We start from the raw sequence: 16,925 nt of genomic DNA, 5'->3' as shown, positions 1-16,925 counted from the left end.
TACATGACGACGGATACTCCGGCACGGCTCCTGACTCTTCTCTCCCTTCTTCAGACGCCCCGCGAATGGCCCGGCGGTGAGCTCGCCGACCGGCTCGGGGTGTCCCGGCGCACGGTGCGGCGGGACATCGACCGGCTGCGGGAGCTGGGATATCCCGTGCAGGCGAGCATGGGCGCCGACGGCGGCTACCGGCTTGTCGCGGGCAAGGCGATGCCGCCGCTCGTCCTCGACGACGAGGAGGCGGTGGCGATCGCGGTCGGGCTGCGAGCGGGGGCCGGGCACGCGGTCGAGGGGGTGGAGGAGGCGTCCGTGCGGGCGCTGGCGAAGCTGGAGCAGGTGCTGCCGTCGCGGCTGCGGCACCGGGTGTCCACGCTGCAGGCCGCGACCACGCCGCTGACCAGTGGGGACGGGGCGAGTATCGCGCCCGAGACGCTGACGGTGATGGCGGCGAGTGTGGCGGGGCAGGAGCGGTTGCGCTTCGCGTATCGGGCGGGGGACGGGGCGGGGTCGCGGCGGCTGGTCGAGCCGTATCGGCTGGTGTCGACGGGGCGGCGCTGGTACCTCGTCGCGTACGACCTCGACCGGGGGGACTGGCGGACGTTCCGGGTCGACCGGGTGAGCGAGCCGTTCGCCACGGGGGCGCGGTTCGCTCCGCGGGAGCTGCCCACGGGGAGTGCGGCGGAGTATCTGCGGCAGTCGATGTGGCGGCGGCAGGAGTCGTACGAGTTCGTGGTCACGTTCGCGGCGTCCGCCGAGGTGGTGGGGGCTCGGTTGCCGGGGTGGCTGGGGGTGCCCGAGGCGGTGGGGGCGTCGAGGTGCCGGTTGCGCGGGAGCACGAGTGATCCCGTTGACTGGATGGGGGTGCGTCTGGCGATGGTGGGGTGTGAGTTCGTGGTGGAGTCGCCGGGGGAACTGGTGGCTGCTGTACGGGAGTTGGGGGGGCGGTTGAGCCGGGCGGGGGCCTCCGGCGGCGAGACCGGGGATGCCTGCGGCGGCCCGCTCGGGTGAGTGGGGGTTCGCGTAGCGCCCGCGGCTTCGTTGTGGGTCGGGGCCGTGCCGGGGGGTGTCCGCCTCGGTCGGGCGGTTGCCGTGCCTCAAGAGGGGCTGTCTCTTGACGCCCGCCGCTGCGGGCGGACACCCCCCGGCACGTCCCCTTTCCGCCGTACGCGGGTGCCGCGCCGACTCACCTCAGCTGTGTGGCTGTACGCCGTCCCATGGGAAGTCCCTCAGCGATTCGAGGTTGTGCATCGCCAAGGCCGCCGGGCCCTCCGGACCCTCGGGTGGGGCGTCGCCTGCTGCCCAGGCTTCTACGGCCACTCGTATGGAGGCGGCGGCCACTGCGGCTGCGAAGTGGAGGGAGGGGGAAGGGCGTTCGGCAACGTTGTCGTCGGTGCCGGGGGGCGCCGACCTCGCGGCAAACACTTCCGCCAGGGTCGTCTCCGACTCGTGGCAGACCTCCGCCCATACCTTTCGGAGCGCGGGGCTTGAGATGGCCAGGCGGACGAGGGTGCGGACCCAATCCCAGGAGGCTGTGGAGACTGCGGTGCCGGGGGTGAGGGTGTGGAGGGCCGCGTGTTCCAGGGCCTGGGGCAGGGGGAGGCCGGTCGGGGCCTTGCGGACTGCTTCCGACCAGCGGGCGGCGCCGGCCGCGTAGAGGGGGGCCACCGCCTCTTCCTTGGTGGCGAAGTAGCGGTAGAAGGTGCGCGGGGCGATGCCGGCGGCCTGGGCGATGTCCTCGGCGCGGGTGGCCTTCAGGCCGCGTTTCACGAAGAGGCCGGCCGCGGCGCGGGCGATCTCCATGCGGGTCGCCGCCTTGCGTCGCTCCGTGAGGGACGGGGAGGAAGCGGGGGTGGGACTGCTCACATTCGGCAGGCTATGCCCATGTGGCACAATCTGCCATTCGGGTGGGCCACCCCGTGGTTCAGGTACGGGGTGACCCGCCCTTTCCAGGCCTGCCCCGGCGCGAAAAAGAGCCGGGCCCCGGCACCCAGGGGGGTTGGGCGCCGAAGCCCGGCTCGGGGAAAGTCCCGGCGCCGGGGGGAGTGCGTCGGGACTTGGTCGGTGGGACCCGGTGCGTTGCGGGTCAGTGTCCTCGGAGGCTGAACTCCCTTGCCTTGAGGTCTTGTTCCCGGGGTCCTGTCGGTTGAAAGCGGCGATACGCGCCATGTTTGCGCGGTCTTTCGCCACCCGGCGTACGCGGCCGCACCCTTTGTACGCCCTGTGGTCGTGGTGTTACGCGGCGGCGTCGAAGCCGGTGCTGCGCGCCAGCTTCTTCAGCTCCAGCAGGGCGTGCTTCTCGATCTGCCGGATGCGCTCGCGGGTGAGGCCGTGTTCCTTGCCCACCTCGGTCAGGGTGCGCTCGCGGCCGTCCTCGATGCCGTACCGCATCTTGATGATGGACGCCGTGCGCTGGTCGAGGCGGCCGATCAGGTCGTCCAGCTCCTCGCTGCGCAGCAGGGTGAGGACCGACTGCTCCGGGGAGACCGCGGAGGTGTCCTCCAGCAGGTCGCCGAACTGGGTCTCGCCCTCGTCGTCCACCGACATGTTCAGGGAGACCGGGTCGCGGGCCCAGTCCAGGACGTCCACCACGCGGTCCGGGTTGGAACCGAGCTCGGCGGCGATCTCCGCGGGCTCCGGGTCGCGGCCGTGCTCGCGGTTGAACTCGCGCTGCACTCGACGGATGCGGCCCAGCTCCTCGACCAGGTGGACGGGGAGGCGGATGGTGCGGGACTGGTCGGCTATCGAGCGGGTGATCGCCTGGCGGATCCACCAGGTGGCGTACGTGGAGAACTTGAAGCCCTTGCGGTAGTCGAACTTCTCCACTGCGCGCACCAGGCCGGCGTTGCCCTCCTGGACCAGGTCGAGGAGGGGCAGGCCGCTGCGCGGGTAGCGGCGGGCCACCGCGACGACCAGGCGGAGGTTGGAGCGGATGAAGATGTCCTTGGCCCGCTCTCCGTCGGCGACCAGGGCCTCCAGCTCCTCGCGGGTGGCGTCCGCCCTGGCCTCCTCGTAGCCGTCGAGGACCTGCCTTGCGAACACACCCGCCTCGATGATCTGTGACAGCTCGACCTCTTTGGCTGCGTCGAGAAGCGGCGTGCGCGCGATCTCGTCGAGGTACATGCCGACCAGGTCGCGGTCCGCGATCTCGCCGCCATGGGCGCGAACACTGCGTGCCTTGTCGACGGTCTCGCCGGTGGCGGCGGACTGACGACGGGCGACGGCACGGGTTGCCATGCGTGCTCCCTTGCGATGTGGGCGGGCGGGTGATTCGTAAACGCTTGGGACTCTTCTCGAGTGCCCTGCATCCGATGGAAACAACGACTGGAATCAGGACAGAATTCCCAACCCACCCCCATATTTTTCTGATCTTGCAGTACCCTGTCCGGCCACGCGAGGAGGACCGATGCCGTCGGCACGTACAGAGGTGCAGGTCAGACCGGGAGTCGAGAGTGACCTCGACGCCCTCACCGACATCTACAACCACTATGTACGTGAGACGCCGATCACATTCGATACCGCGGTCTTCACGCCGGAAGAGCGCCGCCCTTGGCTGCTCTCCCACCCTGAAGACGGCCCGCACCGGTTGATGGTTGCCACGCAGGGGGCTCCTGGGGCCGACTCACAGCGGGTTCTCGGCTACGCCACATCCAGCGCCTTCCGGCCGAAGCCCGCCTATGAGACCTCCGTCGAGGTGACCGTCTACCTCGCGCCCGACGCCGGCCGGCGAGGTGTCGGCACCCTCCTCTACAAGGCCCTCTTCGAGGCCCTGGCCGAGGAGGACGTGCACCGCGCCTACGCCGGCATCGCCCAGCCGAACGAGGCCTCCACCCGGCTGCACGAGCGGTTCGGCTTCCGGTACGTCGGCACGTACCGCGAGGTGGGCCGCAAGTTCGGCCGGTACTGGGACGTCGCCTGGTACGAGAAGGAATTGTGAGCCGGGCCGGAAGGCCGGACCCTCAGCCGAACTGCACCGAGCGCTTCGCCAGCCCCATCCAGAACCCGTCGATCACCGATTTCTGCGTCGCTTCCAGCTCACCGGCCGCGTCCGCCGCGCCCATCGTCACGAACAGCGGGGCGAAGTGCTCGGTGCGCGGATGGGCGTAGCGGCCGGCCGGAGCCTTGTGCAGGAAGTCCAGCAGGGCGTCCCAGTCGCGGTTCTCCAGCGTCCGGCGGCCCCAGTCGTCGAACTCCGCCGACCACGTGGGTATTCCGCCCTGCCGCAGGGCGGCCAGGTTGTGGGTGAAGAAGCCGGAGCCGACGATCAGCACGCCTTCGTCGCGCAGCGGCGCCAGCTTGCGGCCGATCTCCATGAGCCGCACCGGGTCGAGGGTCGGCATGGAGATCTGCAGGACGGGGATGTCGGCCGCGGGGTACATCTCGACGAGGGGGACGTAGGCGCCGTGGTCGAGGCCGCGGTCCGGGATGTCCTGCACGGGGATACCGGGGGCGCGCAGCAGCTTGCGTACGGACTCGGCGAGTTGGGGAGCGCCGGGGGCCGCGTACTCGACCTGGTAGTAGTGCTCGGGGAAGCCCCAGAAGTCGTAGACGAGCGGAACGGTCTCGGTGGCGCCGATGGCGAGCGGGGCCTCCTCCCAGTGGGCGGAGACCATGAGGATCGCCTTCGGGCGGGGCAGATCGGCGGACCAGGCGGCGAGCTCGGCGGGCCAGAGCGGGTCGTCCGCGAGGGGCGGGGCGCCATGGCTGAGGTAGAGGGCGGGCATGCGCTCCTGCGTGGCGGCGGACATGACGGCGGCTCCCTCCGGGGACTTGAAGCCATTTGCTTCAAATCTAAAGCTTCTCTGCTCAAAAGACGGTACGCCGAGGTAGTTAAAATTTCAAGGAGAGCTCTCGTACAGTGGAGTACATGAATACGGCATCGACCTCCGCGCCACCCTCGCCCGAACCCTCGTCCGCGGCGCAGCCGCGCTGGCTCACCGACGAGCAGCAGCGCGTCTGGCGCACCTACCTGGATGCGAGCACCCTGCTCGAGGACCACCTGGACCGTCAGCTCCAGCGGGACGCGGGCATGCCGCACATCTACTACGGGCTGCTGGTCAAGCTGGCCGAGTCCGCGCACCGCCGGCTGCGGATGACCGAGCTGGCGATGTACGCGAAGATCACCCGCTCCCGCCTCTCGCACGCCATCGCCCGGCTGGAGAAGAACGGCTGGGTCCGGCGCGAGGACTGCCCCGACGACAAGCGGGGCCAGTTCGCGGTGCTGACCGACGCGGGCCTTCAGGTGCTGCAGCAGACCGCGCCGGGCCATGTGGAGGCCGTGCAGCAGGCGATGTTCGACCGGCTGACGCCGGAACAGCAGAAGGCCCTCGGCGAGATCATGCGGATCGTCGCCGAGGGCCTGCAGCCGAGCGAAGCGGGTGCGGACCTGCCCTGGCTCCGCTGAACCGCTCATTCAAGGGAACCGGGGCAGGTCCTGGGGGTCGTACGTACGGAGCGTCCCCATCCCCGTACGTACGCCTGGCCCGAAGGGGTGGGCCGGCGGTTGCCGCCGGCCTCGGTGCGGCGTCAGTGCGCGACGACCGGCACCGGCACCTCGTCCTCGGCGCCGTCCTCGGAGGACGCCGCCACCGTCGTGCCGCCCGGGCGGCCGGCGTTGACGAAGGTCAGGGCGATGACCGCGGCCGCGACCAGGATGCCGACGGCGAACCAGATGGCGCTGGTGTAGCCCTGCACCATGGCCTCCAGCTGGACCAGCTGCTGCTGGGACCGGCTGGTGGCACCGGCGATGTGGTCGGCGACGTACGCCGTGGTCGCCGAGGCGGCGATCGTGTTCAGCAGCGCCGTACCGATCGCGCCGCCCACCTGCTGCGAGGTGTTCACCATCGCGGAGGCGACACCGGCGTCCTGCGGCTTGACGCCCTGCGTGGCCAGCGACATCGCCGGCATGAACGCGGTACCCATACCGAGGCCGAGCAGCAACATCGCCGGCAGCAGGAGCGCGGCGTACGAGGAGCCGATCTCCAGCTGGGTCAGCAGCAGCATGCCGACGGCGGCGACCAGGAAGCCGGGGCCCATCAGCAGCCGCGGCGCGACCCGGGTCATCAGCCGGGTGCCGATCTGGGTGGAGCCCGTGATCATGCCCGCGATCATCGGCAGGAAGGCGAAGCCGGTCTTGACCGGCGAGTAGCCCTTCACGATCTGCAGGTAGTAGGTCAGGAAGAGGAACAGGCCGAACATCGCGATGATCGCGAGGCCCAGCGAGAGGTAGATACCGCCGCGGTTGCGTTCGGTGACCACGCGCAGCGGCAGCAGCGGGGCCTTGACCTTGGACTCGACCAGGACGAAGGCCGCGAGCAGCACACCGGAGGCGACGAACATGCCGACCGTCAGGGAGTCGCCCCAGCCGTTGGACTCGGCGCGCGTGAAGCCGTAGACCAGCGCGACCAGACCGAGGGTGGACAGGATCACGCCCGGGATGTCGAGCGCGGAGCGGTTGCGGGCGCCCTTGGGTTCACGGATGACGAACCAGGCACCGGCCGCGGCGAGAATGGCGAACGGGATGTTCACGAAGAACGTCCAGCGCCAGTCCAGGTACTCGGTGAGGAAACCGCCGAGGATCAGACCCACGGCACCGCCACCACCGGCGATCGCACCGTAGATACCGAACGCCTTCGCGCGCTCCTTGGCGTCCGTGAACATCACGGCGAGCAGCGACAGCGCGGCCGGGGCGAGCAGGGCACCGAAGACACCCTGGAGGGCACGGGCACCGAACATCATGGCCTCGTTGGTGGCGGCGCCGCCCAGCGCGGACGCGGCGGCGAAGCCGGCCAGGCCTATGACGAACGCCCGCTTGCGGCCCCAGAGGTCGGCGATCCGGCCGCCGAACAGCAGCAGACCACCGAAGGCGAGGGCGTAGGCCGTGACGACCCACTGCCGGTTGCCGTCGGAGATACCCAGGTCCTGCTGGGCGGAGGGCAGTGCGATGTTCACGATGGTCGCGTCGAGCACGACCATCAGCTGGGCCAGCGCGATGAAGACGAGCGCTTTCCAGCGGTTGGGATCGACGGCACCGAGGGTGCCGCCAGGAGCCTTTACGGCCGTTTCAGACATGGGTCTACCCACTTCGGGACTTCGTGACGGAAAAACGAAAGGAAAGGGGACGGCTCGTCGGCTGTGACGGCCGGTGAGAGTTGATGGCTTTGTGATTCGGTCTATCGGCTGCTGTGGCGCTCTGATGACTGCCGTTGTGCTCTGAACTGATCGGTCAGGCCTGGCGCAGGTCCTCCATGGTCAGCGGCGTACCCGGCAGGGTGGAACGGGCCGGGGCCCGCAGTCCGTCCAGGAACAGCTGCAGATGGCGGTGGACATAGCGGTCGGCGATGTCGCAGCCCGTTCCGGCCGGGGGCCGGCTGAGCTGGGCGGCGGCGATCATGAGGTCGCCGACGTCCACGTCGGAGCGGAGCTGGCCGGCCACCTTGGCGCGGTCCATGATCGCCCCGATTAGCTGCTCGACCCGCTCCCGCGAGGCCTCCAGATCCGGGTGGTGCTGGTCGAACGTGCTCTGGACCATGGGGCACAGCGCGCTGATCCGCTCGTCGGCGGCCGTGTGCACGAAGCGCTCCAGAGCCTCGAAGGCATCCCCGGTCTGAGCGAGCGCGAGCTCGGCCGCCGCGGCCGTACGGTCCATGACGGAGCAGACGACCTCGCGGACCAGCGCGTCGCGGTCGGGGAAGTTGCGGTACACCGTGGCGTTGCCGACGCCGGCCCGGCGGGCGATGTCGTCCAGCGGCACGTCGGGGCCGAACTCGACGAACATCTCCCGGGCGGCGGTGACGATCCGCTCCCGGTTGCGCAGGGCGTCGGCGCGCGGCCGGGTCGCCTTGCGCGGTGCGGGGGTGGCGGTCTGCACGGCGTACTCCTGAGTTCTGCTGGGTGGGCGATCCGGGGATGCTGTCCCCGTTTCGCTCGGACACATGACTAAACGGGGAGGGGCTCCCCGGTTATTTCCCAAACCCGCAAGGAATTCCTTGTGACCTGAGTCACAATCTCTCCCGCCTCCCGCGACCGGGGACCCACGTTCGGTCTCCTCCAGCGCGCGCACCCGCAGCCCTCGACACAGGGTGATCGAGAGGGTGCAGTACGCAGTCGGCGGCTGCCATGGACGAGAGGCCCATGCATGCCGAGCCGTCGGATACGTCCCCGCCGTGTGGCCGCCCTTGCCTCCGTGACCGCCCTGACCCTGGCGGTCAGCACCTCGGCAGGCACCGGGCACCTCACGGCGGGGACCTCCACGGCGGCCGGGGCGAGCCCGATCCCACCGGGTCACACCGCGGCCCTCGGCCCCTGCATGATCAGCGGCCGGCCGACGGTCCAGATGTCGGAGGGCGTACCGACACCGCGCGGTTACGCCCGCTCCACCGGAACCGTCCGCGCCCTCACCCTGATGGTCGACTTCCCAGACTCGCCCGGCACGGGCAAGGCGCTCGACCGTTTCGCGGAGTTCTTCCCGCAGACCCAGAAGTGGTTCCGCACCAGTTCCTACGGCCGCCTCGACTACCGCCCCGACACCCCGATACCCCGCTGGCTGCGCATGCCCAAGTCGTTCCGGGCGTACGGCATAGAGCGCGGCGCGCCCTTCGACCCCGGGTACCGGCAGCTGGTCCAGGACCTCGTGGTCGCGGCCGACCCCAAGGTGGACTTCCGGTCCTACGACTTCCTGAACGTCCTGGTGACCCCGAACGCCGGCCCGTCGGCCCTGGACACGGTCCTGTCGGTGACCTTCGCGGGCAACGCCGAGGCCCCGGTGGCCGACGGCGTCTCGGTGACCAACGCGTCCTTCGTCTACTCCCGCCAGGACGACGGCTCCGGCACCTACCACCGCACCGGCTACCGGGTCCTCCCCCACGAGAACGGCCACGTCTTCGGCCTGCCCGACCTGTACACCGCCGAGGGCGGGGGCGCGGTCGGCCACTGGGACATCATGAGCGAGGACTGGGGGGCCAACAACGACCTCCTGGGCTGGCACAAATGGAAACTGGGCTGGCTGGACTCGGACCAGGTCCGGTGCGCGGCCACCCCCGGCAAGGCCGAGTACGCCCTGACCCCACTGGCCCGCACGGGCGGCCCCAAGCTGGTGTTCGTCCCCCTCGACCGCCGCTCCGGCTACGCCGTCGAACTACGCACCCGCGAGGGCAACGACGAGGCCGTGTGCCGCCCCGGCATCCTGATCTACAAGATCGACGCCGACGTCGACACCGGCATGGGCCCGGTGAAGGTCCTCGACTCCCACGAGGACAGCGGCGGCTGCACCCGCAGCCCGAACGTCCACGCCGAACTCTCGGACGCGACGTTCGTGCCGGGGGAGGAATTCCGGGACGAGAAGCGGGGGGTGCGGGTGGAGGTGGTGGGGGCGGATTTGGCGGGGGGGTATCGGGTGCGGGTTTCTCGGGGGTAGGGGTGTGTTGGGGGCAGGGATGTGTTGGGGGCAGGGGTGTGTTGGGGGCAGGGGTGTGTTGGGGGCAGGGGTGTGTTGGGGTCAGGGGTGTGTTGGGGGCAGGGGTGTGTTGGGGGCAGGGGTGTGTTGGGGGCAGGGGTGTGTTGGGGTGCGGGTGGGGCCGGAATGCTGGGCGTGGGGGTGGGCCCGAGTCGCGGCCGTACGCGCGCGTGACGCGCATGAATCGAAGTACGAGCACGGGTACGCGCGCGTGAAGCGAAACGAATCGGCTCGAATCGGCTTGGATCAATTCGGATTACGGTTAGGCCTGCCGTGACCGCCGTACCGGAGAGCCGATGCCCGCGAAGACGACCCTGGACGACCGTGCCGTGCCGGTGGAGGCGGTCACACCACTGATCCGCGGTGTCGGGGTGCTGCTGTGCCTGACGGAGGCGGGCGGGACGCTGAGCGCAAGCGGGCTGGAACGGGCGACCGGACTCGCACGCTCCACGGTGGACCGGATCGCGTCCACGCTCGCCCGCATGGGATACGTCCGCCTCGACGGCCGCGACGTGATCCTGGCGCCCCGGGTGATGGAACTCGGCAACGCCTACCTGGCCGCCCTCGGCCTGCCCGCCCTCCTCACCTCCCACGCGGACGCGCTCGCGGACGAGTTGGACGAGTCGGTGTCGCTGGCGGTCGCCGACCGCGACGGCATCCGCTTCATCCACCAGGCGACCCGCCGCCGCGCGATGTCCCTCAGCTTCCGCATCGGCGACCTGCTCCCGGCCGAACGCACCGCGCCGGGCCCGCTGTTCGCGACGGAGTGGACGGCCGCGGAGTGGCAGACCTGGCGCGAGCGCCGGGCGACGGACCCGGAGGACCGCGGCTTTCCCGCCGTACCGCCGCAACCGCACCCGTCCCCCGACGAGGACTTCGAACGCCGGGCGGCACGGGCGCGGAAGGACGGCTGGGCGCTGGACGACCAGTTGATCGAGCCGGGACTGGTGGCCGTGTCCGTACCGGTGAGGGATCCGCGGGCGGGCGGCCGTATCGCCTGCGTGGCGAACGTCGTCAGCCACACCAGCCGCCACACCGCCGCGGACCTGCGCGACACGCTCCTGTCCCGCCTACGGGCCACGGTCGCGAAGATGGAGCACGAACTGCGCGAGGCACCGCAGCCGCAGTCGCAGCGCGGGGCGGCGCCGGCGGGGCTGGCGGCCTGGACCGGGGCCTCCAAGCAGGAACTGGGCAGGGAGTTCGTCGAGTCACTGGCCCGCGGACTGACCGTACTGACCGCCTTCGGCAAGGGCAGGACGGAACTGACGCTGACGGACGTGGCACGGGCGACGGGACTGGCGAGGGCCACCGCACGCAGGGCACTCATCACCTATGAGCACCTGGGCCTGGTACGCCAGTCCGGCAACCGCGCCTTCGCCCTGACCCCACGCGTACTGTCCCTGGGCTTCCCACCCCTGTCCCGCACCTCCCTCCCTCGAATCGCGACCCCGCACCTGACCGAACTGGTCACCCGTGTCCACGAGTCGACGTCTCTGGCGGTGCTGACGCCGTCGGGCGACGAGGTCCAGTACACGGCCCGCGCCGCCACGGGCCGCGTGATGAGCGTCGACATCACGGTGGGCACGCGACTGCCGGCGTACGCAACATCGCTGGGCCGGGTCCTACTGGCAGATCTCCCGCCCGCAGACCGCCACTTGGGCCCCTTGTCCCCCCTCACGCCACACACCACAACCGACCCCGCGACCCTGACGACAGCGCTGGACGAGGTCCGCAAGCAGGGATACGCCCTGGTCGACGAGGAGTTGGAGGCAGGACTCCGCTCGGTGGCAGTACCTGTACGAGACCGCACCGGCCGCGTGGTCGCCGCGCTGAACGTGGCGATGCACGCGGCTCGGCGATCGGTGGAGGAGTGCGTGCGGGAGGTACTGCCGGAGTTGGTGGAGACGGCGGAGCGGGTGGAGGGGGATCTTCGGGTGGCGGGGAGGTTTGCTCGGGTGGGGGTGGAGTGAGGAGAGCTGGGGGTGAGGGGGCTGGGGGTGAGAGGGCTGGAGGGGCGGTGAGGGCTGAGGACTGATGAACGATGAATGATGACTGGACGCCTCAGCCGTCGTACGGCCTGGCGGCCCGGCCCTCCCGCAGGGTCAGCCCCCACCAGGCGAGCTGGTCCAACAGCACGGCGGCGGCCTTGGCGGTGCCGTCCTGGTCGTGCGGGCGCCCCTCGTCGTCGAACTGCTCCCACGCCATGTGGAAGCTGACGGTGTCGCGCAGCGTGACGGCATGCAGCTCGGCGAAGACCTGCCGCAACTGCTCCACCGCCCGCTGACCACCGGCCATACCGCCATACGAAACGAAGCCGACCGGCTTGGCCCGCCACTCCCGGTAGACGTAGTCGATGGCCAGCTTGAGGGAGGCGGGGTAGCCGTGGTTGTACTCGGGCGTCACCACAACGAACCCATCGAGCCCACCGATCCGCTCGGCCAGCGTCGGGGCATCGCCGCTTCCTGCGGCCCGCTCCAGCGTGAGCTTGAGCTCGTCGGTGAGGGCGGGCTCGGACAGATCGATGACATGCGTCTCCATGTCATCACGCTGCCCGATCTCGGACACGAACCACTGGGAGACCTTGTCGGCGAACCGGCCGGGGCGGACGCTGCCGATGAGGACGCCGATCTTGAGTGGGGGCTGGGGTGACTGGTGGCTCCGGGAGATCTGAGAGACCTGGGACGCCGGGGAGGCCTGAGAGACCTGGGACGCCGGGGAGGCCTGAGAGACCTGGGACATCCGGGATACGGGGGTGCGCGGGGTCTGGGGCATGGAGGTGCCTCGTTTTCGGTAGCCGGGAGTGACCGCGATCGGCCCTGGATGGGCCCGCGCTAGAAACGTAGAATCTCAAGTTAACTTGAGGTCAAGCGCTCCCGGAGGCGCCGCCCGAGAAAGATCGACAAGGCACGCCGCCCATCCCCCACAACCGGGGCGAACCCCGAGGGACGCATCCGCTACGCTGTCAAGGCACCTTCCGCCTTCGTAGCTCAGGGGATAGAGCACCGCTCTCCTAAAGCGGGTGTCGCAGGTTCGAATCCTGCCGGGGGCACCAGCGCAAAGGCCCCGGACCGATCATGGTCCGGGGCCTTTGACATCCACTTCTGACATCAACGGGGTCGGTCACTGACGACCGGGCCGCCGCTTTCGCAGCAGACGGTCCATGTGGCTCATGGCTTCGCGCTGGGTGTCCTGGACCACGTGCGTGTACACGTCCATGTTGATGCTGATCTGGCTGTGCCCGAGGACCTCCAACTCGGCGACGCGCGTGAACGGCGGTAGATGTTCCGGGGCTCGACTTGGCGGCCGGTGCGGGTGGCGAAGACGTAGTCGGACTGGTGCCACTTCTCCCCCGCCTTGATACGGGCAGTCGCCTGCCTCATGCGGTGCCAACGGAGAGGCGCGATGCAGAGGGCTGGCAGCGGCACGGCGCGCCGACGGCGGCTCTTCGGATCGTCGTCGTAGAGGACGCCACGGCGCCGCTGGGTCTGCTGACGGACGTAGAGGACGCGGTTGTCGAGGTCGAGGTCAAACCAGCGGAGACCGACGATCTCATCCCGGTGCAATGATCACTCGCGCCAAAACAGCTTTGATGATCTGCCCGGCGCCGGCGCTGTTCCGCTGACCTCCAACACTGACATCAACGAGCCCGGACAGCGGCAGACAGCAGCGCCCCTGCGCGACCATGGAACCAGCCGACGACGAGCCCAGGGGCGGGCATAGATCGAACTCTTAAAGCGGTGGCTTCCTGACCAGCGGCAGCGGCCAGCCTGCGCAGGCCACTAGTGCGCTGCCGTCCTCAGTGAGGAAGAGCAGGGTGGTCCATGTCCGATCGGCAGCATCGATCATCCCTGTGCGCACGGGCTGGCCATGTTCGCGGATGAGTTGCACTGCTCGTTCCAGCCCGAGAGGTTCGAGTCCGTGCATCCGCATGCGCTGAAGTCGTCGATTGAAGACTCCGGCATGCTGGCCTGCGGGTTGTGCCCCGTCTCCCACCCAGTAGGTGGCGCCGCTGCGGAGGGTGGCCAGAGCCGCCACAGACGCCTCGTCATCACCGGCCAACAGCGATTCCAGCACTTGCCGTTCCATGGTCACCCCCGTTTGGATCCTGCGGTACAGCAACCGGGTACCGCAACCCCAGCATCCGCCGCCGCACGGTAGCGTCTCTCCGGGCCCGCCCAGGGGCCGGTGTGGCCGTCACTGACCGGCCGGCAGAGCTACGGACCAGAAAGTTGCGGCACCACAAGCGCACCAGATCCAGCGGGGAACCACGGTGAAGGCAACCGGGTCCGACGAAGCTGCATCACAGCCGTTCGTCCAGGTCAGCGCCCAACCCGCCTGCAAATGCTCGCAGCTTCCCACGCTGACGGTATGCGTCGCGTTGTCACCCGTGTCAAGTCCAAGCGCGTTCCAAGGCCCCACAGCGAGGGTTTGAGGCTCATGCAGGGCGCCAAGATGGGAGGCAGCGGGGGTGCAGCGAGGTACACCGCGCCTGATCGCTGAGTACAGCCCTCGTCGTGGCTGGCTGGCGTCGGTTGAGGTTCGTGCCACTGGCGTGCCAGATGCAGAGGTCAGCCACAGTCAACGGGAGTGTCCTGCGGTCGAGTTGCTGGCCCCCCCCCACTGGGCTGCGAAGCCCCAGGTCAGCGGCAGGATTCCCCAGCCTCTCTTCCTAAAGCGGGTGTCGCAGGAAATCCGACCATGAATACAGGTGAACGACCTCGTACACGTCCTCTTGGAGCACCAACGGTCACTGAAAGCCTGCACGCGCGACGTGCTGTACCGACTCGCGCGCGCATGGAGCTTTCACACCGTTGGCTATGCGCCCTACCCAGTGCTTGCACGGCGCCGCACGCTGAGTGCCGGCCGAGTCTTCGAGCGAAGTACCTGGGGGCGGACAGTGGGCGAGTGGAAGCAGAGCAAGTGCGGCTGGCCGACGGCGTCTGGAAGGCGTTGCCAGAACAAGACGCTGAAGGGCACCTCACGTTGCTACCTACACCAAGGTGACTGGACGAAGCGCGGCCAGGCCGAAATAAAGAAGAGGGTGAGCAAGCGTCGCAAGAAGTAGTGCACGGGCGGGGTGAGTGTCTAACTGCGGGACATTGTCGACGCACAACGGTGGATGAGCGCGGAAGCGTACGAACCATCGACGCAGGTGTGGAGCACGCCAATCCCAGGCACAACCCGCACCCAAGTTGCTTCGGGACGACTGGGGCGTGGGTTCAGGTATCAGCTAAGAGGCTTCCTGCGCAGCTTGGGGAGGGGCTTGGCGGGACCGAACTGCCAGTCGAGACGGCTGCCAGGATTCTTCTCGATCTTCAGCATGACGGACTGGGAAGCGGAGAACTTGAGGACGAGTCCAGCGCGGAACCTTCCATCCGCTTGCCTGTCCCAGACAAGATCACTGTTTGTCCTGGCCCACACCGCCGCGTCCACGAACCGTGAGAGCAAAGGTGGTAGCTCGGCGTCCTTCTTCTTGTCCTCGTCCATGGACTCTTCCCCCACACTTCTCAAAGATCGGCACCTTGACGATTTCGACGTTCGTACGTCTCTCGGCCTCCAGCTCACGCTTCCTGGTCTCGGACGCGCTCGCACTCTAGGACACGACTGACCGGACCCGCTGACGATTCGGGCAATTCCGCTCCATCGTGGACTTGTCCACGGTGCCGATGAATTGGCTGCCCTCTTGGTCGGCCAGCAGGAGCCTGATAGCCAGCCTCGCTGGTCCGTGACGACGGATAGCCCGATCGCCGTGTGTTCGTCGACCCACAGCCCCCGCCAAATTGGTGGCCCCAACTTCGCGCCTTTGCCCGGCAGGTCCACAGACTGGCTGACGCGCCGGAAGCTCACGGGGCCATGGTCACTCGGGCCAAAGAAGCTCCAGCCCAAAGTCGTTCCATCGACCTTGCGCGTTGCCGCTGCTCACTGTTCCGTCCGCACCCTCTCAGCGGTCCGAGTCTTCCAATAGGCCATGGCCTCTGCCCCGAAGCCACCCACGACCAACATGACCGCGAGTCCGAAGAAGGACGTGCTCTGTCGCTCAAGGCCGGCAAGCAGTGCCGCCACGCCGAGGGAAGGCAAAAAGACCGCGACCGCGGTCCACCATCGACCCTTTCGCGCCTGCAGGACTGCAGAGGCCGAGGCGAGCATGATGAGGAGCGCTGTCACTGCCACCGGTATCCACACACCGGCAGTCTGCCGTGTGGCACACGAGCGGGGAACGGCGGGAAGCCACAGGCATGGGAGCCGGGTTGAAGCGAGAGCTACCCCCGACCAAACTTGCTGGTCAGCGGCCGATTCCCACTAGCGTGGCGGCGCCGGGATTCGAACCTGGGAAGGCCAAGCCGGCAGATTTGCAAGCTGATAGCGAGGAAGGACAGTTCAAGACTCAGCTCCCCTTTTGCTGGGCTCCCGCCTCCTGCCCGCGAAGCCTCCTGCCCCAGCGCCAGCTCTCGCTACCGTTGAGCCCTCGTCCTAACGCCCTTCAGGAGCTCTCATGCCCATCGTGAAGCACACCTACGACGCGCAGTTGCACCGCGAGGGCACCGTGGGGTGGCGGCGCGGCTGTTCATGGCATGGCCAAAAGGCTTGCTCGGAAGAACTGACCAGCAGTTACGAGACGCCAAACGGAATGATGGCTGCATGCCGTCGCGCCGAGCGCCAGATCGAAGACCTGTATGGCGTTCCGGCAATTCGTGAGCAGTAGCAACGCCGCACCGTCGCGTGTCACAGTCGTGCCAGATACAGCGGTCAACTGCGGTCAATAGCGGTGTCGGGCAGGCGGGTGCGAGTCCACACTCGCTGGAACTCCTCGGCCGGAATGGTCTCCTGCCGGGGGCACCAGCGCAAAGGCCCCGGACGATCACCGTCCGGGGCCTTTGACGGCGTGTGGGCGCTGATCCAGCCGCTGTTGCCACCGTGACCTGAGCGGGCGCCCGGGCCACGGGCCGGTGGGTGGCCGGCTGTGGCCCAGGCGTCCTGCATGTGCTCTGCAACGGGCGTCGGCGGGCAACTGCTGCCCCGGAGCTGGGGTTTGGGACCCGGCTCCCCCGCGACCTCACGCCCCACGCAGCGTTCAGTACTGCTCGGTCTCCACGAATCCGGCATCCGCGTTGTCGTCGGCGCCGAAGGCGTCCGCGGCGGCGGTCGGGTCGAATCCGGGCGGGCTGTCCTTGAGGCCCAGGCCCAGGCCGGCCAGCTTCGCCTTGACCTCGTCGATGGACTTCGCACCGAAGTTGCGGATGTCCATCAGGTCGGCCTCGGAACGTGCCAGGAGCTCACCCACCGAGTGGACGCCTTCGCGCTTGAGGCAGTTGTAGGAGCGGACCGTGAGCTCGAGCTCCTCGATCGGCAGCGCCAGGTCGGCGGCAAGGGCGGCGTCCGTCGGGGACGGGCCCATGTCGATGCCCTCGGCGTCGATGTTCAGCTCGCGGGCGAGACCGAACAGCTCGACCAGGGTCTTACCGGCCGACGCCAT

At 68.9% G+C, this 16,925-nt stretch carries 15 protein-coding genes, 1 tRNA gene and 1 pseudogene; 7 read left to right on the top strand and 10 right to left on the bottom strand.

Translation table 11 applies throughout. The features are described from left to right. Nucleotides 1-3 precede the first annotated feature (3 nt). Nucleotides 4-1,008, top strand: coding sequence for a helix-turn-helix transcriptional regulator (locus ACZ7L5_RS39640; RefSeq protein ID WP_471523321.1), 1,005 nt, complete (start codon nt 4-6; stop codon nt 1,006-1,008). 180 nt (nt 1,009-1,188) lie between these two features. On the opposite strand, the gene ACZ7L5_RS39635 is transcribed toward ACZ7L5_RS39640, so the two are convergent. Together ACZ7L5_RS39635 and ACZ7L5_RS39630 are read right to left on the bottom strand one after the other, a co-directional pair. Next, nucleotides 1,189-1,800, bottom strand: a complete 612-nt coding sequence (locus ACZ7L5_RS39635; RefSeq protein ID WP_471523601.1) for a TetR/AcrR family transcriptional regulator — start codon at nt 1,798-1,800, stop codon at nt 1,189-1,191. A 432-nt stretch (nt 1,801-2,232) separates the two neighbouring features. After that, a complete protein-coding gene (locus ACZ7L5_RS39630) occupies nt 2,233-3,234 on the bottom strand; it encodes a sigma-70 family RNA polymerase sigma factor (RefSeq protein WP_363040331.1) in 1,002 nt (333 codons plus the stop codon). A gap of 169 nt (nt 3,235-3,403) precedes the next feature. On the opposite strand from ACZ7L5_RS39630, the gene ACZ7L5_RS39625 reads away from it, so the two are divergent. Further along, entirely contained in the window at nt 3,404-3,934 is a 531-nt protein-coding gene (locus tag ACZ7L5_RS39625) for a GNAT family N-acetyltransferase (RefSeq protein WP_471523319.1), read from the top strand. Between the two features lie 22 nt (nt 3,935-3,956). On the opposite strand, the gene ACZ7L5_RS39620 is transcribed toward ACZ7L5_RS39625, so the two are convergent. Further along, complete coding sequence (locus ACZ7L5_RS39620; protein WP_471523317.1) at nt 3,957-4,745, bottom strand: dioxygenase family protein; 789 nt, start codon at nt 4,743-4,745, stop codon at nt 3,957-3,959. 119 nt (nt 4,746-4,864) lie between these two features. Here ACZ7L5_RS39620 and ACZ7L5_RS39615 point away from each other — a divergent pair, with 119 nt between their 5' ends. Next, nucleotides 4,865-5,401 carry a MarR family winged helix-turn-helix transcriptional regulator gene (locus ACZ7L5_RS39615; RefSeq protein ID WP_328881054.1) on the top strand — a complete coding sequence of 179 codons (537 nt, stop codon included), beginning with the start codon at nt 4,865-4,867 and terminating at the stop codon, nt 5,399-5,401. Nucleotides 5,402-5,523: 122 nt separating this feature from the next. Here the strand turns inward: ACZ7L5_RS39615 and ACZ7L5_RS39610 are convergent, their stop codons facing one another. Then, nucleotides 5,524-7,068, bottom strand: coding sequence for an MFS transporter (locus ACZ7L5_RS39610; protein ID WP_471523315.1), 1,545 nt, complete (start codon nt 7,066-7,068; stop codon nt 5,524-5,526). 154 nt (nt 7,069-7,222) lie between these two features. Further along, nucleotides 7,223-7,867, bottom strand: coding sequence for a TetR/AcrR family transcriptional regulator (locus ACZ7L5_RS39605; protein ID WP_406201369.1), 645 nt, complete (start codon nt 7,865-7,867; stop codon nt 7,223-7,225). A 267-nt stretch (nt 7,868-8,134) separates the two neighbouring features. On the opposite strand from ACZ7L5_RS39605, the gene ACZ7L5_RS39600 reads away from it, so the two are divergent. Beyond that, complete coding sequence (locus ACZ7L5_RS39600; RefSeq protein WP_467479796.1) at nt 8,135-9,412, top strand: M6 family metalloprotease domain-containing protein; 1,278 nt, start codon at nt 8,135-8,137, stop codon at nt 9,410-9,412. 335 nt (nt 9,413-9,747) lie between these two features. Then, entirely contained in the window at nt 9,748-11,421 is a 1,674-nt protein-coding gene (locus ACZ7L5_RS39595; protein ID WP_471523313.1) for an IclR family transcriptional regulator domain-containing protein, read from the top strand. 91 nt (nt 11,422-11,512) lie between these two features. On the opposite strand, the gene ACZ7L5_RS39590 is transcribed toward ACZ7L5_RS39595, so the two are convergent. Next, nucleotides 11,513-12,223, bottom strand: a complete 711-nt coding sequence (locus ACZ7L5_RS39590) for an NADPH-dependent FMN reductase (protein WP_471523311.1) — start codon at nt 12,221-12,223, stop codon at nt 11,513-11,515. 204 nt (nt 12,224-12,427) lie between these two features. Between ACZ7L5_RS39590 and ACZ7L5_RS39585 the strand changes: the two genes are divergently transcribed. Beyond that, nucleotides 12,428-12,503, top strand: a tRNA-Arg gene (locus tag ACZ7L5_RS39585). Between the two features lie 68 nt (nt 12,504-12,571). Here the strand turns inward: ACZ7L5_RS39585 and ACZ7L5_RS39580 are convergent. The 3 genes and pseudogenes from ACZ7L5_RS39580 to ACZ7L5_RS39570 all read right to left on the bottom strand — a co-directional run. Further along, nucleotides 12,572-13,014, bottom strand: a pseudogene (locus ACZ7L5_RS39580) (site-specific integrase); the annotation flags it as partial. Between the two features lie 166 nt (nt 13,015-13,180). Then, the gene (locus ACZ7L5_RS39575) at nt 13,181-13,537 is read right to left on the bottom strand and encodes a hypothetical protein (RefSeq protein WP_471523309.1); all 357 of its coding nucleotides are present in this window, start codon (nt 13,535-13,537) and stop codon (nt 13,181-13,183) included. A 1,140-nt stretch (nt 13,538-14,677) separates the two neighbouring features. Then, complete coding sequence (locus ACZ7L5_RS39570; RefSeq protein WP_471523307.1) at nt 14,678-14,938, bottom strand: hypothetical protein; 261 nt, start codon at nt 14,936-14,938, stop codon at nt 14,678-14,680. Nucleotides 14,939-15,944: 1,006 nt separating this feature from the next. Between ACZ7L5_RS39570 and ACZ7L5_RS39565 the strand changes: the two genes are divergently transcribed. Further along, nucleotides 15,945-16,154, top strand: coding sequence for a hypothetical protein (locus ACZ7L5_RS39565; protein WP_471523305.1), 210 nt, complete (start codon nt 15,945-15,947; stop codon nt 16,152-16,154). Between the two features lie 369 nt (nt 16,155-16,523). On the opposite strand, the gene ACZ7L5_RS39560 is transcribed toward ACZ7L5_RS39565, so the two are convergent. Beyond that, nucleotides 16,524-16,925: DNA-directed RNA polymerase subunit alpha C-terminal domain-containing protein (locus ACZ7L5_RS39560; protein ID WP_471523303.1), on the bottom strand; the 402-nt coding region annotated here is incomplete at its 5' end.

It is taken from the genome of Streptomyces sp. NPDC107528, from assembly GCF_055639295.1.
This window is presented reverse-complemented; position numbering and strand designations above follow the sequence as displayed.